A 16,347-nucleotide genomic window follows, 5' to 3' on the forward strand; every position below is an offset into this window, starting at 1 on the left:
GAAGCATAGTGATATGTGAAGCTGACCAATACTAATTGCTCGTGAGGCTTGACTATACAACACCCAAACAGTTGGTGTTGTGGTTCAAATCACTGCAAACAACTTGATTTAGTTATAAAGCTAGATACAATATCCAACTCAAATATACCTGTTAATAACTCATTTGATGAAAGTTAGGCATACACAATGTGTAAATAAGACCCAACGAATAGTCATAAACAGTTGTGCTGGCGACAATAGCAAGAGTGAACCACCTGATCCCTTCCCGAACTCAGAAGTGAAACCTCTTAGCGCTGATGGTAGTGTGGAGTTATCCATGTGAGAGTAAGTCATCGCCAGCTCATTAATTCAAATCCCCCTCTGCTAATCGCTGAGGGGGATTTTTTTATGCAAGGAATGGTAAATAATATACGAGATACAAGAAGAATATTAGCTAAAAATAGCCGTTAATATTTAATAGGTTTAGTTTTTATCACTTGAATTTGATGGTTTCTTCTTCACTAAAAGAAATTTTAACTAAGTATCTATATATATTTTAAGCAATTGAGCAGCTATTTCATCTATATCCGTTGGAAAAGAAGGGCTATAGTTAACTCGTGATCATGCAAAATATGCCAAAACAGGTTTTGATTTAGATTTTAATGTGCTTAATAAAAAAGAAACCCCGACATCCTGTCGAGGTTTCTTTGTATTTCAGTGCTTAGATACAACTCCTGTCATATCTCACATCCTGATGTTCAAACTGATTATTGTTGTTTTAAGTTTGGGAAACGTCCTGTCTCCTGATGTATTTAATATATGCGGTAAGCTGTTTTAAGACTAGTGGTCACTTTCCTCAGTTTTTGTAAGCTTTGGCTTACATAGATTCATCTTATAGCGGATAACCTTATGCTTATGATCTCTCTACAATGAATGGTGATCGTGCATTTAATGGGGAAGGCAATGCTGAGAAAAAAAGCTTTTTGTTTGTTGATGACAGTGAGTGCATTTTTGGGCTTAATGGCATGTCATGCTCAAAGTCAGATAGAGTCAGCGGCACAGGAAAAACAGGACAGTTTCACTTCTTTAGGCACATCTATAGATCTCAAGCGTATCGCTGAATTTAATGAGCCATGGGCATTAGCGGTATTACCCGATGGGCGATTATTGATTACTGAAAGATCTGGACAGTTGATTTTATTTAATCCTATAGATCAGACAAAGATCCTCATTAAGAATATACCTAAAGTGGCTTATGGTGGTCAGGGCGGATTAGGTGATATTGTTTTACATCCTGAGTTTGCACAAAACCATCAAATTTATCTTAGCTATGCAGAAGCAGGGCAAGATGGTTATGGTGCGGTCGTGATTCGTGCTGATTTGAATTTAGATCAGGCACAGCCACAATTAGATAACCTTAAAACGATATGGAAACAAGTACCTAAGGTGCGTGGGCAAGGACATTATGCACATCGGATGTTATTTGATGGCGCAGGAAAACTATGGATTAGTTCAGGAGAGCGGCAAAAGTTTGATCCTGCACAAGATTTAACATCGAACCTTGGAAAAATGATTCGTTTGAATGATGATGGTTCGGTTGCTTCAGATAATCCATTTCAGATGCAGGGGGATATCGCAAAACAAATATGGAGTTTGGGGCATCGTAATCCTTTGGGAATGGCTTTGGATGCCAAAAAACAATTTTGGGTGGTTGAAATGGGCCCCAAAGGTGGGGATGAGCTTAATTTAATTCAAAAGGCTAAAAACTATGGTTATCCAATCGTTTCGAATGGTGATCATTATAGTGGTTTGAATATCCCTGACCATGCTACACGACCTGAGTTTGAAGCGCCAAAATTAGACTGGACCCCTGTAATTTCTCCATCGAGTTTGATTTTTTATACGGGACAGATGTTTCCAAAGTGGCAGGATAAAGCCATCATTGGTGGGCTTTCATCTGAAGCATTAATTATTGTAGACACCACAGCACAGCCAGTAAAAGAAATCCAACGGATAGATATGAAAGAACGTATCCGTGGTTTACAACAAGCGAAAGATGGCAGTATTTGGGTGATTGAGGATGGGAAACATGCAGATTTAATTCAGCTGCTTTCACATTAATCACCCAAACAGAGTGTTGCTAAGAAAGACGGTCTTAAAGTGCAGCATGTTGATCGGCATTAAAGACATTGGCTTGGATCTGCATCAGTTTTCGTTGTCCTTGTTTGCCATTCATCCGACAATGGTCAATTTTAATATTATCGATCAAGGCGACATCCCCTTTTTGCCATTGGAGCAAGAGTGCATCGTGATATAAGGCTTTAAAGAAGTGTTGTTTTTCCTGATCGGTCCATTCAATTTTTTCACCTTCATGGGTGAAAAGTTCCCATGACAGCTGTATGCAATTAGCCGTGGGGTCTAGTTGAAGCTTTCCTCACTTCTTAAAGCTTTTTTGTGCAGCTTGGTGGGCAAAAGCGTTGGTATTGTTTGCAAAAGCCCACGGCTCGATCATCAACTTTTGCGTGTTCGGGTGTATGGCAACGAAAGGTGAGTGTTTTAAAGTAAGTTTGGTTTCTTTATTTGGTTGTTTGTTGAAACGAAAGGGCCTTTTGTTTAATAGCAAGCGATCAAATAGATTGAGTTTACGTGTTGAAATATAAGAAAAATGATTCCATGCGCCTAAGTATTTTTGTTGTACGCTGACTGGAAAATGGGCCCAAATTTTTTCGAGGTTATTAACCCCTGTTTCGAGCACATGGTTCGCAGGTTCTTGGCAAAACAAGGCAATAAACGTGAGCGAGTCGAATGTAGGCCACCTTCGACATGTGGACCTTGAATTGAGTTTTCAACAGCGCCTAATTGCACCGTATTGTGGTTGAGATAAGGTCTATCATCACCTGCACGATTTTCGCTATATTTACGAATGAAAGAGGCAAACCAACCTGATTTTTTAGGCGTAAATGTATGCCAAGGTTCAAGCTGAAAATGATGTTCGATCAACTCATGAAATTCATACTGACGTTGTAATTTAAAGCCGCGAAATAATAAGATGCCGTACTGATGCAACTCTTGCATAAGCTCTGTACGATGAACTCTAACGTAGGCGGCTAGAGCATCTACATCTGTATATTCGGGGTCAGCAACATAAATTTTGCAATAATCATTTAAAAGTGCGGTGTTTGGGTGCATGTGAATGGTCTCTATTGTTGTTTTTTTTAATTTATTGTATTGGACTGAAGTATTTGGGTGAAGCAGCAGATGTTCAGTCGGCGAGAGTATAAAGTGTAGTTCGAGCGCCAGATATAATATTTTGTGGTGCAGAAGAACATACCGATAAACGGTGAAAGTCTTAATATTTGATGGATCTAATTTATAGATTAGCGCTTAAATATATACGTTGGACGGAAATGATCACTTGGGAAACATTTGGTATTTATTTATATGTTTTATATCGTTATTTTTAGAAAATTTAAGTTGGGATAGTCATCCTGACAGACCAATTTGATTTGTATTCACGAGTTTCTTCTAAAGTATTGAAGCATATAAGAGGTTCGTTAATATCTGATCGTGATTTGGGCTTTTAGAGAAATATTGAGCTAAAAATCAATACAATTAAAAAGCCCCCGACATCCTGTCGAGGGCTTTTTAAATTCTTTCAAGCGGTATAACTCCTGTCCTACCGATCAGCATCCTGCTGTGTATGTTGTTATTTTTGTTTTTCATCTGAGACATCCTGTCTCTGTATGGTTTAACTATAGCGTCGATGTTTATTATTGAAAAGCCGACAAATACTCAAGTTACTGTAAGCAATGGCGTACAGAAGAATTTCATGCTTATGCGCTGACATATTTAATGAGTTTATCAATTGCTGCTTTTAGATTCTTCTCATCAAAAGGATTTGGTTCAAAATCTTCGGTTTTATTGCGTGAAAAAATATCTCGAATTTCAATCACCGCATTGGTATCGACCAGACCGAGCTGAGTACCGACTTGGCGAATTTGGTCGATGGAACGTGAGCCATTGGTACCACCATAACTGATATAGGCAGCAGGTTTACCTTGCCATTCTTTGCCTAAGTAATCCAAGGCATTTTTAAGCGCAGGGCTATAACCATGATTGTATTCGGGGCTAATGAAAATAAAGGCATCGCCTTGCGCAATGTGGTCGGCCCATGCTTGTTGTTTGGGTTGATCATAAATCCCTGTCATTGGGGGATTTGCACCTGAAAAAATCGGTAAATCCCACTCTTTTAAGTCGACCAATTCGACTTGGACCATATTGAGCCCAAGTTGTTCAAAGCTTTTTTGTACCCAACGTGCAACTTTAATGGCTGTCCGACCTTCGCGCACACTGCCTATAATGACCTGAATTTTCATGAAAAATCCTTGGGAAATAAATGTGATTACGCTACGGTAGTATGAAAATTAGGCTTTGCATAGATTGAATATGTATCTGATTGACCAATGTTTGAGGCATTAAAAAAGCCCCCGAAGGGGCTTTGGCTGACACACAGATAATCGATCTGTGGCTTTACATAATTTTGATGCCTTGCTGGCCAGCAGGCGTTACTTTGAAGATTTCCACTTCAAAGGTAATATCTTTACCTGCCAATGGATGGTTAAAGTCGACTTCAGTGATGTCATCACCTACAGTTTTAACTACGCCATATAGACTTTGTTTGGCTTTGTCCTCAAACTCGATCATGTGCCCTTCAATAGGACGCTGTTCAAATTTGACTGTATCAAACTGTTGTACGTTTTCAGGATTCCACGGGCCAAAAGCATCTTCTGGTGGTAGGCTTACAGTACGACGGTCGCCAGCACGTAAACCGAACAGTGCTTTTTCAAAACCAGGGAGTAAGCTGCCATCACCCATTACAAGGCTCACAGGTTCTTCACGGCTACGTGTGTTATCAATTTCTACGCCATTTTCAATGCAAACAGAAAAATGTAACTCTACTTTTGAACCTTCGCTTACGCGAGTTTCTTCATTGGGATTAATAAAATCAGTCATTATTTACTTCGGCACGTTGGATACGGTTTTTTTCGAGAAAAAAGGTATCGATCAACAAAAGGATCGTTCCTAGCGTAATCGCACTATCTGCAATATTAAACGCAGGGAAGTGGCTGTTTTGATAGTACACATGAATAAAATCAACCACGTAGCCTAATGTTACACGGTCAATTAAATTCCCTATAGCACCACCTAAAATTAGAGCAATCGCGATGGGCAGCACTTTCACGGTTTTGGGCATACGCATCAGCCAAAACAGAAAAATGACAGACACAATACCTGCAAGAGAGGTAAAGAAATAGCGTTGCCAGCCGCCCGCATCGGACAAGAAACTAAAGGCTGCGCCATAGTTATGCAATAAAGTCCAATTTAAAAAGGGCAGGACTGGTACTGGATCTGCATAATTCAGATGGGTACTGGCAATCCATTTGGTCCATTGATCTAAGACAATCGCTAGAATCGCCAAACCTACCCACACTAAATTGTGCGGATAGAATTGGAATAAGCCCTTTTTATGTTGTGGGTTAGGCATACTTTCTCTCTTCGCCTTGGCCTGTAGGAAGGTTGATAATACAACGACCACATAGACCTGGATGTGTAACATGTGTATTCACATCTGGCAGAACATGCCAGCAGCGTACACATTTTTCACCATCAGCCGCAGAGACTTGCACATTCAGACCTGCCAGATCAGAGGCTTCACCTTGAGTTGCATCGAATGCATTGACCAAGACTTGTGAAGTGATCATAACAAAACGAAGTTCATCATCTAAACGATCCAGTACGTCTTTGAGTTCTGCATCTGCCCACAGTTCAACTTTGGCAGAGAGATTTGAACCCACAATTTTCGCAGTACGCGCAGTTTCGATGAACTTGTTCACTGCAGACTTCACTGCAATCAGGGTTTGCCAATCGGCTTCAGACAACAAGTTTGCTTTTGAAGCCACAGGAATGTCATACCATTCCGCAGTGAACACGTATTTCTCAGTTTGCTCTGGAATGAGTGGCCATGCTTCTTGAGCGGTAAAGCTTAAGATTGGTGACATCCAACGTACAAAGGCTTGCACCAAATGATACAGCGCAGTTTGAGCTGAATGGCGCGCTTGTGAATCGGCTTTGGTGGTGTATTGACGGTCTTTGATGATGTCGAGGTAGAAACCACCCAAGTCATTGATACAGAAGTTGGTCAGCGCATTTGCCACGATATGGAAGTTCATATCTTCATAGGCTTGCTGAATGGTTTTCTGTACATCTGCTGCACGTTGCAAGATGTATTGATCAAGTGCGATCAATTGATCTACAGGCAGTGCATCCGTCGATGGTTTGAAACCATTTAAGTTTGCCAATAAGAAACGCAAGGTATTACGAATACGGCGGTAGCCATCTGATGCACGGTTAAAGATTTCTTTACCAGCAGTCATTTCATAGCGGTAATCGGCTGATGCAATCCAGAAACGTAAGCCATCTGCACCCATGTCTTTAATGATGTCTTGTGGGGTGATGATGTTGCCCAAAGATTTTGACATCTTACGGCCTTTTTCATCCACCACGAAGCCATGGGTCAGTAAACCTTTGTACGGCGCACGTTCATTGATCGCAATCGAGGTGAGCAATGAAGACTGGAACCAACCACGGTGTTGGTCTGAACCTTCAAGGTATAAATCGGCTGGATCGGTGAGTTCTTCGCGTTCACGCAACACGGCATAGTGCGTTGTGCCTGAGTCGAACCACACGTCTAAAGTGTCACGCACACAGTTGTACTGTTCCGCTTCATCCCCGATAAAGTCTTTCGCTTCACGGTTATACCAAGCGTCAATCCCTTCTTGTTCGATCAATTTCGCGACTTCTTCGATCAACTCGGCTGTGCGCGGATGGAGCTCGTTGGTGTCTTTATGCACGAAGAATGGGATTGGCACACCCCACGTACGTTGACGTGAGATACACCAGTCGGGACGACCTTCGATCATGGCTTGAATACGATTTTTACCCCAATCAGGCACAAAGCTGATCTCGTTTTCGATCGCATTTAAAGCATTTTGACGCAGACCTTGTGCATCCATGCTGATAAACCACTGTGGGGTCGCACGGAAGATAATCGGTGTTTTATGGCGCCAGCAGTGTGGGTAGCTATGTTTGATCGGTTGATGTGCCCATAAGCGACCAACTGCATCCAATGCTTCAATGATTTTTGGATTGGCTTTGTAGATGTGCTCGCCTGCAAAAATCGGTGAAGTTGGTAAATACACACCATTACCACCCACTGGGTTTTCAACTTTTAAGTTGTACTGTAAGCCAACTTTATAGTCGTCTACACCATGGCCAGGTGCAGTATGTACCGCCCCTGTACCGCTGGTTGCAATCACATGTTCACCCAAAATCACAGGCACTTGACGATCGGTCAGTAACGGGTGTTGTAATAATAGGTTTTCGATTGCTGAGCCGTTAAAATCAGCGAGAACCACAGGGTTTTCAAGCTTATAACGCTCAACTGCTGATTCAACCAAGTCTTTAGCTAAAATAAAGTTTTGCACGCCACGGTCGGTGCTAACTTGAACTAGTTGATAGTCAATTTCAGCATGGACGGCAACTGCTTGGTTTGCAGGCAAAGTCCAAGGTGTGGTGGTCCAAATTACGATATCTGTTGCGGCGTCTACGTTGAGATTTAAACGTGCGCTTAAGTCTTTTAAGTCGACAACCGTAAAGCCAACGTCAATCGCGTCAGATTTTTTATCTTCATATTCCACTTCAGCTTCAGCCAAAGCTGAACCACAGTCTAAACACCAGTTCACAGGTTTAAGACCTGGTTCGATATGGCCTGCTTTCGCAATTGCGCCAACAGAGCGCACAATGTCTGCTTCCTGCTTAAAGTTCATGGTCAGGTAAGGATTGTCCCAGTCACCAAACACGCCCATACGCACAAAGTCTTTCTTTTGCAGTTCAACTTGGGTGTAAGCATATTCACGGCAGGCTTTACGGAAAGTAGAAGCATCCACCTTCACGCCCACTTTACCGACTTTCTCTTCTACTTTCAGTTCAATCGGAAGGCCGTGACAGTCCCAACCTGGTACATAAGGGGCATCGAAGCCGTCGAGAATACGACTTTTAATAATGATATCTTTTAAAACTTTATTGACCGCATGACCCAAGTGAATTTGGCCATTTGCATACGGAGGGCCGTCATGTAGGACATATTTTTTCTTGCCAATACGCGACGCACGAATCTGCTGATAAATGTTGTCGGCATACCACTCTTCTAACCATTTTGCTTCACGTACCGCAAGGTTTGCTTTCATGGCAAATTCGGTACCTGGGAGGTTGAGTGTGGCTTTATAATCCACTGCATTTTCAGTAGTTTGCTTATCGCTCATGCAAGATGTCTTCCAATTTAATCAGCGGCTCGGCTGACGCGTTTTACATAAAATTGATTGGTATTTAAAAGGGAAATGTGGGGGTGTTTTGGCGGAACTCAAGCAGTTTCACCACATCATCATCAATTCCCGCTTTTAGTGCTTCCAGCGAAGGGTAGTTCTTTTCACCATGTAAGTAGTTCAAGAAAGTGACCCGCATTAACAAGCCATACAGATTAGCAGAAACATCAGGGAAATGTACTTCTAATCGCCATTCTGGCTGTGCTTGTTGAATGGCTGGACGTGTTCCGACATGACTCGCACCAAAAAGCGCTGAATGGTCATATCCTGCAACCCCTAATCGATCAGGGTGGTCTGCTTTCACTTTGTCGCGTAAAGACGTGGTTTCACACATCACATCTACACCATAAATGCCGTTTAAACAGGGTTTATGTCGGTTTAAACGTACATTAATGGTTGGAAAATCAAGGGTTCGGCCAATTTGGTCGCCATATTGTACCCGACCCGTAATGCTATAAGGGCGCCCTAATAACTGAGCAGCCAGCGCCAAGTCCCCTGTGGCCAGTGTTTGGCGAATCCGAGTTGAACTGACGCGTTCACCTGCTGAGAGGATAGTTTCTAGATTGTGGACTTGAAAACCATAGTTTTCTAGAAATTCGCTGTTGCCTTGTCGGTTTTTACCAAAGTGAAAGTCATCGCCTAAAACCAAACTTTGGGCATTGAGTTTTTCTTTTAAAATATCGGCAAATTGTTCTGCACTTAAACTGCGGAAGCTGTTGTCAAATTTCGCGACCGCAATATAGTCCACACCCAGCTCAGTTAAATATTCGACTTTCTCACGCAATGATGAAATACGCGGTGGAGCATCATAACCTTTAAAGAATTCAAGTGGTTGAGGTTCAAAAATCATCACCACTGTTTTTAGATTTTGTTGTTTTGCAACGGCTTTGAGCTGATGAATCATGGCTTGATGACCCAAATGCACCCCGTCAAAATTACCGATAGTGACAGCGGTTTTTTCTAATTGGGTATTTGAAGGCAAAGCATTTAGACGGAGCAGCTTCATGGGCAAATCAAGTGCTTGGAATTAAGAACGGCTTATATATTGCCATATTCTTGGGCATTCGTCTTGTGGTTGTTTTTTGACAACGCAAAATTTAGTGCAAAGCATATTTATATCAATTTTATTGATTTATTTAATATAAATTAATCAATTTTTCTTATTTATAAATTTGATTAGTATAAATGTAGATTTTAAATGAGGCCGAACTCATGCAAAAACCATTTACACAACTTGGACAGCGCCACAATATCATTCGTCAATTCACCCCCAACTGGTTCACTGTCAGTATGGGAACAGGTGTCGTGGCGTTAATTGTATCAGAGTTTCCGATGTTAAAGGCACTCACATGGCAACTCGGCACAGGGCTGTGGTATTTCAATATTTTACTGTTCGTACTTTTTAGTGTGCTATATAGCTTACGTTGGGCATTTTATCCGCACGAAGCCAAACAGATTTTTCAACATCCAAGCATGAGCCTATTTTTAGGGACGATTCCGATGGCGCTGGCCACCATCCTCAATGGCTTTTTAAAGTATGGTCAGCCTATTTATGGCGACACAGCTGTACAGATTGCGCAAATGCTCTGGTATGCCGATGTGGTCTTGGCGCTCTTGGTGGCATGGGCAGTTCCTTTTGCCATGTATCGACATCAGGAGCATGCTTTACAGCAGATGACCGCGGTGTGGTTATTGCCGATTGTGGCCTGTGAAGTTGCAGCCAGCAGTGGTGGTCTATTACTGGGGCATTTGGCAGCTGATACTCACGCCGTTGCGATTTTATTGGGTAGTTATGTGTTGTGGGGTGTTTCAGTATTACCCGCCTTTGCAATTTTAACGATTTTAATGTTGCGTTTGGTCTTACATAAATTGCCTGAAAAAGAGTTGGCGGTCAGCAGTTGGTTGGCTTTGGGGCCGATAGGCACTGCTGCTTTGGCGTTATTGGTTTTAGGACATCAGGCACCGACGCTGATGGCGAGTTTGGGCTTAGCACAACTGGGTCAGTTATTTCATCAGGCAGGGATTTTAGCCAGTTTAATCCTGCTGGGTTTTGGACTGTGGTGGTTGGGAATTGCGGTACTCACGACTTTGCACCATGCCAAACAGGACTTACCGTTTAATTTGGGTTGGTGGGGACTGACCTTCCCATTGGGCGTGTATACACTCGCAATCTTAAACTTAGCCCAACAACTCAACTTGGCCTTCCTGTATGCCGTTGGCTATGCTTTTGCAGCCATACTAATGTTGTTATGGAGTTTGGTCGCAACCAAAACGGCACACGGTTTTTATCAAGGTCATTTGTTCTTTTCGCCGTGCTTAAAAACCTATTTAGAACAGCAGTATAAATGAGCTCTACAATCCTTTCAGTTTAAAGCGCCATCTGATCTTATGTAGGTTGTTTGAGCAGAGACCAGAGGCGCTTTTCTTTCGGATCGATTTGTTTTCTAATGGCACGCATGAAGTCTGTTATTTGGGTATTTTATGTCGGATGTTGCATTGATCATGGCTTTGCCGAATGAGTCTAAAGGATTGTTTGAGCAAGCAGGGATTGAAGTTCACTACAGCGGTATTGGTAAAGTTAACGCGGCCTATAAAGCATTTGAAGTGATTCAAAAAACAGGCTGTAAAACTCTGATTAATTTAGGTACAGCAGGCAGTACGTATTTTGATAAGCACGAATTGGTCGAAGTCTCTCAATTCGTACAACGCGACATGGATGTCTCTCCACTCGGTTTCGCTGTCGGTTTTACCCCATTTGACACCATGCATCCTGCGGAAATTCATTTAGAACCTTTTTTCCAACACCTCCGCACTGGCATCTGTGGAACAGGGGATAGCTTTGAAACGGGTGAACCCAAAGTACCGTGTCATTTGGTTGATATGGAAGGATATGCGCTGGCAAAGGTCTGTAAAAAACAGGGTGTCCGTCTGATTTCGGTCAAATATATTTCAGATGGTGCCAACGACACCGCGCATTTGGACTGGGAAGACAATTTGTTATTGGGAGCTCAGAAATTATTAGCATTATTTGAAAGTATCTGAGGTTTTGATTCTGTCTTTTTCAATTCGGCGACCATAGAGTGCTATGGTCGTATGCCAAAATTACTCAGCTTTGAATAATTCAGACGGTGTTCGCGGGATCACGCCATACAGCATCATATGCACGGTATGTTGAATGACTCGTTGTTGCATACTACGGTTACGTAGGGTTTTACCTGTTACCATTTCCATTTGCGTGGCAAAGTCAGCATAATTTTGTGTTAATGCCCAAATGTTGAGGATTAACAGCTCAGGGTCTATTTCAGTTGAAATTTTACCTTGCTCTTGCCAATTGCTAATGACTTTGGCTTTACGTTTGACCAACTTCTTTAAAGGCCCTTTGAGGATTTCCAAAATATGCGGAGCCCCTTGGATCACTTCTAACGCAAATAAGCGAGATGCTTTTGGTTGAGTCCGAGAAACCTCAATCTTTTGCAATAAGTAGTTGGTGATCGCTTCTTCCGGCTCTAAGTCAGCTTCTAACATCTGTAGTGGGGCTAACCATTTTTGTAAAACCGTCGTTAAAACTTCAACGTACAAAGCTTCTTTATTTTCATAGTAATAGAAAATATTCGATTTGTGCATTTCAGCAATCTGTGCGATTTCATCTAAGCTTGCTCCATTAAATCCATAGAGCGAGAAGACATCTAGTGCAGCATTCAGCAGCTGGTGGCGTTTTTGAGTACTCTTTTTCTGTTCCATTCTGTAATTTAAAAAACAATAAAAAGGGGGAAGGACAAATTGTACGGCAAATCATCAGATTTGTGCACAAAGTGGAAATTTAATTTTTTGAATAATGATCATTTATTCTGTAGATTGGCTCTTAAATTGCGATAAATTCTAAAAGTTGTCCAATAAAATATAATTATATAAAAACTATTTTGTCTAAACTATATGAAATGATTCAATGTGAAGTGGTATGTTTTGATAAAAATAACGTGAAATTTATTACATTATTAAAATAAAGTATGCTTAAGTTATATGATGGTCTTGTTTTTTTTACTGAAATTCAGCATAAAAAATCCTTAGCCCCCCAAGCTAAGGATTTTTTAGTCTACTTATGTGGCTAAAACCGCATTTAACACCTGCTGTTCAAGGGTATTGAACGGCATATCTTTGACGCGAGGGCGGGGTAGGTCGACTTGAAACTCTTTGGCAATATGGCCATGGTCTAGCAAAATAATCCGATCGGCCAGTTGAACAGCCTCATTAACATCATGGGTGACTAATATGGCGGTAAAGCCTTGTTCCGTCCATAATTTTTCAATCAAATTCTGCATGTCTAAGCGGGTTAAGGCATCGAGTGCTCCCAAAGGTTCATCGAGCAATAAAATCCGTGGTTTATGCGATAAAGCCCGTGCCAAAGCGGTCCGTTGACGCTGTCCCCCAGAGAGCTGCGAAGGCCAAAGTCCCGCTTTTTCTTTGAGTCCGACTTTTTCTAGCAAACCCGAGGCAGTGGCATGTTGTTGTTTCGGCAGCCCCAGTTGTACGTTTTGTTCAATGGAGCGCCATGGTAACAGTCGTGGATCTTGGAACATGACCCGTATATCGTCTGCGGTAATCCCTTCGCGGAGGTGTCGCGCGGACTTAAATTTAATTTCGCCGTAGCTTTGTTGTTCTAAGTTGGCAATCAGGCGCAGGAGGGTACTTTTACCACAACCACTGCGTCCGACAATGGCTAAAAACTCACCCGGCTGAATATGCAGATCTAAGTCTTCAAGGACTTTAACTGAACCATAAAACTTATGCAGTTGTTCGATAATAATTTCGGCCCCAAGCACTGCTTGAGGGTTAATGTCTTGATTGTGATTTGGCGGCGACGGAATATTGGCATGGCGACCAAGGCTTAAATCAGTCATCTCAAACTCCTTATTTTTGGTATCCTGCATGCCAGCGCAGCAGGTATTTTTCTAATGTGACGGCCAGTACATCAGCCAATTTTCCAAGTAGGGCATACAGTAAAATCCCCACCAAAACGATGTCAGTCTGTAAAAATTCACGTGCATTCATGGTCATATAACCGATGCCGGCTTGGGCTGAAATGGTTTCGGCAACGATCAGCAGGACCCATACCAAACCCAGTGAGAAGCGTAGACCGACTAAAATAGAAGGCATCGCACCCGGTAAAATAATTTCTTTATACAGTTGCCAACGGGTCAAACCATAGCTTTTCCCCATTTCAATCAGTTGTGGATCTACCGAACGTATGCCGTGATAGGTGTTGATGTAAATGGGAAAAAACACCCCGACCGCGACCAAAAACAGCTTAGCGGTTTCATCAATCCCGAACCATAAGATCACCAACGGAATAAGTGCCAGTGCTGGAATATTTCGGATCATCTGTAGGGTGGTGTCGAGCAAGGTTGACGCCGTTTTCGATGAACCATTTAACAAACCCAGAAATAGACCTAGACCCCCACCCACCAATAGGCCGAGTAAGGCACGGCCTGCACTAACTTGCACATGCTTCCATAGTTCACCACTCAGTAGCAGGTGCCAAAAAGCAGTAACTACTGCCGTTGGAGCAGGTAAAATCCGACTTTCTAAAAGTCCTGTGCTGGAGGCAATTTGCCAAAGCACAATCAAGCCGATAGGAAAGAGCCAAGGCAGCAATAGCTGCCCTAACTGAGTTCCACGTGAAACCTTTTCCTGCTGGAGGGCTTGCACTGAAACGATTTTGGACATTAGGCAGGCTCCTGAATCACTTTGGTTTTTTTGTTTTCATCGGGTGTGTAGTTGTTTGCCACAATCTCACCAAAGGGGCCTGTTAAATTTGGTTGTGCTAACTTTGTTTGAGTTTCAAGCGGCAGGAGTGGGAACACCAACTCGGCAAAACGAATCGACTCTTCAAGATGTGGATAGCCTGAAAAAATAAAGGTGCTTATGCCCAAGTCGGCATATTCTTGAATACGGGCTGCAACCGTTTCAGGGTCACCGACCAATGCCGTACCTGCACCCCCACGAACCAGACCTACGCCTGCCCAAAGGTTTGGGGACACTTCAAGTTTGCTGCGGTCACCATTGTGTAGTTCAGCCATGCGACGTTGACCGACCGAGTCCATGCTCTTAAATTTAGCCTGTGCCGCAGCAATGGTGGCATCATCGACATACTGGATGAGCTCTTCCGCCGCTTGCCATGCTTGTTCATTGGTTTCACGCACAATCACATGCAGACGAATACCATAGTTGAGCGTACGACCTTTGGCTTCAGCTTTGGCACGGACAGTGTCAATTTTGTCTTTAACTGCAACAGGGGGTTCGCCCCATGTGAGATAAGTATCGACCTGATCAGTGGCTAACTCGATGGCATCATCCGATGAGCCGCCAAACCAAAGTGGAGGGTAGGGTTGTTGCACCGGTGGATATAGCAGTTTGGCATCATCTACGTTTAGACGTTCGCCGTGAAAGGTAAAGCTTTCACCTGTATGGGAGCGGGTTAAAATCTCACGCCAAATTTTGACGTATTCATTGGCAGTTTTATAGCGAGTGGAGTGGTCTTCATAAACGCCATCACCTTGCAGTTCTTTTTCATCGCCACCTGTCACCAAGTTCAATAAAACCCGACCATTGGAGAGACGGTCAAAGGTGGCTGCCATCCGTGCAGCCAGTGCCGGAGTGGTCACGCCTGGACGTAGTGCAACTAGGAATTTTAATTTTTTTGTGGCATCAATCAGGCTGGCTGCGGTCAACCATGGGTCTTCACATGAACGACCTGTTGGAATCAGCACACCTTCATAGCCCAAATTATCCACGGCAACCGCAATCTGTTTCATATAGGCATGGTCCACTTGACGAGCACCTTTGCTGGTACCTAAGTAGCGACTGTCACCGTGAGTTGGGATAAACCAGAAAATTTTCATTTTAAAAAATCCTTAGATAGAGTCGTTTAAGGTTTGCTCGGTGCAACCCAAACGGTACTTTGAACTTGAATGTGTTTCGGAATGAGCTGGACTTGCTGGAACAAGTCCGCAATTTGTTGTTGTGCTTGCACCACTTCAGGCGTCAGGGTTTGAATTGGTGAAGGCTTCAGACGTTTGTCGATGACGCGTTGAGCAATAGAAGGCTGTAAACCCGTACTTTGGGTATAGACGGAAAGTGCTTGTGCTTGGTTTTTTAGCACCCATTGATCGGCCAAATTTAGCCCGTGAATGAACTGAGCGGTGGCCTCAGGATAGGTCTGAATGAACTTGGGGTTGCCAATATAAAAAGAATAAGTTTGCGGAAATGCTGTGCCATCAATCAAGACTTTGGCATGTGCATCCTGCTCTGCTGCACTGAGGTAGGGTTCCCAAATGGCCCATGCATCGATGGACTGTTTATCAAACGCGGCACGTGCATCCGCAGGGGGCAGCCAAATTGGTTGAATGTCCTGCCAGCTGAGTCCTGCTTTTTGTAGAACTTTCGCCAGTAACTCATGCGCGCTTGAGCCGCGTTGTACTGCAATCCGCTTGCCTTTTAAGGCCTGTATTGAATCAATGGAACTATTTTTAGCAATCAACAGCGCTTGAGCATTGGCTGGAACTTGTTCATAACCGACATAACTCAGCTCTTTGTCAGCAGCTTGGGCAAAGATCGGTGGGGTATTGCCCACAGAGCCAAAATCAACTGCACCGACGGCCAAGGCTTCTAGCATTTGTGGGCCAGCGGGGAACTCTTTCCATTCAATTTTGGCTTGAGGAAATTGTTGCTCAAATAATTTTTGCTCACGTGCAACCAACAGGTTCAAAGACGACTTTTGGTAGCCAATCGATAGGGTTTTAACTGGAGCTGCTGCCCGCTTTTCAGAAGTATTTATTACTGCCGTGTCTTGCTTTTGGCATGCCCCGAGTCCAAGACTTAAGGTGACAATGCCAATACTGGAAACTGTTTTAAGTGTTTTCATAATGAT

The 16,347-nt window shown here is 43.0% G+C and carries 14 protein-coding genes and 1 rRNA gene; 4 read left to right on the top strand and 11 right to left on the bottom strand.

Features of this window, described 5'->3' with window-relative positions; translation table 11 throughout:
* The first annotated feature begins 226 nt into the window (after positions 1 to 226).
* Both rrf and HYI04_RS04075 read left to right on the top strand, forming a co-directional pair.
* Positions 227 to 341: ribosomal RNA gene (gene rrf, locus HYI04_RS04070) — 5S ribosomal RNA — on the top strand.
* A 601-nt stretch (positions 342 to 942) separates the two neighbouring features.
* Positions 943 to 2,100, top strand: coding sequence for a PQQ-dependent sugar dehydrogenase (locus tag HYI04_RS04075; RefSeq protein WP_178895860.1), 1,158 nt, complete (start codon positions 943 to 945; stop codon positions 2,098 to 2,100).
* Positions 2,101 to 2,658: 558 nt separating this feature from the next.
* Here HYI04_RS04075 and HYI04_RS16885 read toward each other — a convergent pair.
* From HYI04_RS16885 to ribF, 6 genes are all read right to left on the bottom strand, one after another.
* Complete coding sequence (locus HYI04_RS16885) at positions 2,659 to 3,168, bottom strand: hypothetical protein (RefSeq protein WP_256732898.1); 510 nt, start codon at positions 3,166 to 3,168, stop codon at positions 2,659 to 2,661.
* 644 nt (positions 3,169 to 3,812) lie between these two features.
* A complete protein-coding gene (locus tag HYI04_RS04085; protein WP_178895861.1) occupies positions 3,813 to 4,355 on the bottom strand; it encodes an NADPH-dependent FMN reductase in 543 nt (180 codons plus the stop codon).
* 154 nt (positions 4,356 to 4,509) lie between these two features.
* Positions 4,510 to 4,992, bottom strand: a complete 483-nt coding sequence (locus HYI04_RS04090; protein WP_004684162.1) for a peptidylprolyl isomerase — start codon at positions 4,990 to 4,992, stop codon at positions 4,510 to 4,512.
* Positions 4,985 to 5,524 carry a signal peptidase II gene (gene lspA / locus HYI04_RS04095; RefSeq protein ID WP_062031494.1) on the bottom strand — a complete coding sequence of 180 codons (540 nt, stop codon included), beginning with the start codon at positions 5,522 to 5,524 and terminating at the stop codon, positions 4,985 to 4,987. Before lspA ends, HYI04_RS04090 begins: the two co-directional genes overlap by 8 nt.
* Positions 5,517 to 8,360, bottom strand: coding sequence for an isoleucine--tRNA ligase (gene ileS, locus HYI04_RS04100; RefSeq protein ID WP_178895862.1), 2,844 nt, complete (start codon positions 8,358 to 8,360; stop codon positions 5,517 to 5,519). The genes lspA and ileS overlap by 8 nt, the downstream gene beginning before the upstream one ends.
* A 64-nt stretch (positions 8,361 to 8,424) precedes the next feature.
* Positions 8,425 to 9,426, bottom strand: coding sequence for a bifunctional riboflavin kinase/FAD synthetase (ribF, locus tag HYI04_RS04105; protein ID WP_178895863.1), 1,002 nt, complete (start codon positions 9,424 to 9,426; stop codon positions 8,425 to 8,427).
* Positions 9,427 to 9,632: 206 nt separating this feature from the next.
* Between ribF and HYI04_RS04110 the strand changes: the two genes are divergently transcribed.
* Together HYI04_RS04110 and HYI04_RS04115 are read left to right on the top strand one after the other, a co-directional pair.
* Entirely contained in the window at positions 9,633 to 10,769 is a 1,137-nt protein-coding gene (locus HYI04_RS04110; protein WP_178895864.1) for a TDT family transporter, read from the top strand.
* A gap of 132 nt (positions 10,770 to 10,901) precedes the next feature.
* Positions 10,902 to 11,462, top strand: a complete 561-nt coding sequence (locus HYI04_RS04115) for a 5'-nucleosidase (RefSeq protein WP_005401589.1) — start codon at positions 10,902 to 10,904, stop codon at positions 11,460 to 11,462.
* A 60-nt stretch (positions 11,463 to 11,522) separates the two neighbouring features.
* On the opposite strand, the gene HYI04_RS04120 is transcribed toward HYI04_RS04115, so the two are convergent.
* The 5 genes from HYI04_RS04120 to HYI04_RS04140 form a co-directional block, all read right to left on the bottom strand.
* Positions 11,523 to 12,161 carry a TetR/AcrR family transcriptional regulator gene (locus HYI04_RS04120; protein WP_004684172.1) on the bottom strand — a complete coding sequence of 213 codons (639 nt, stop codon included), beginning with the start codon at positions 12,159 to 12,161 and terminating at the stop codon, positions 11,523 to 11,525.
* Positions 12,162 to 12,517: 356 nt separating this feature from the next.
* Positions 12,518 to 13,318, bottom strand: coding sequence for an ABC transporter ATP-binding protein (locus tag HYI04_RS04125; RefSeq protein ID WP_178895865.1), 801 nt, complete (start codon positions 13,316 to 13,318; stop codon positions 12,518 to 12,520).
* A gap of 10 nt (positions 13,319 to 13,328) precedes the next feature.
* Entirely contained in the window at positions 13,329 to 14,144 is an 816-nt protein-coding gene (gene ssuC, locus HYI04_RS04130) for an aliphatic sulfonate ABC transporter permease SsuC (protein WP_178895866.1), read from the bottom strand.
* Positions 14,144 to 15,319 (bottom strand): FMNH2-dependent alkanesulfonate monooxygenase, encoded by a 1,176-nt coding sequence (ssuD, locus tag HYI04_RS04135; RefSeq protein ID WP_063454422.1) that lies wholly within the window; start codon positions 15,317 to 15,319, stop codon positions 14,144 to 14,146. The genes ssuC and ssuD overlap by 1 nt, the downstream gene beginning before the upstream one ends.
* A 26-nt stretch (positions 15,320 to 15,345) precedes the next feature.
* Positions 15,346 to 16,341 carry an aliphatic sulfonate ABC transporter substrate-binding protein gene (locus tag HYI04_RS04140; protein ID WP_178895867.1) on the bottom strand — a complete coding sequence of 332 codons (996 nt, stop codon included), beginning with the start codon at positions 16,339 to 16,341 and terminating at the stop codon, positions 15,346 to 15,348.
* Positions 16,342 to 16,347 lie beyond the last annotated feature (6 nt).

Source organism: Acinetobacter sp. SwsAc2, from assembly GCF_013391465.1.
GTDB classification, from domain to species: Bacteria; Pseudomonadota; Gammaproteobacteria; order Pseudomonadales; family Moraxellaceae; genus Acinetobacter; species Acinetobacter johnsonii.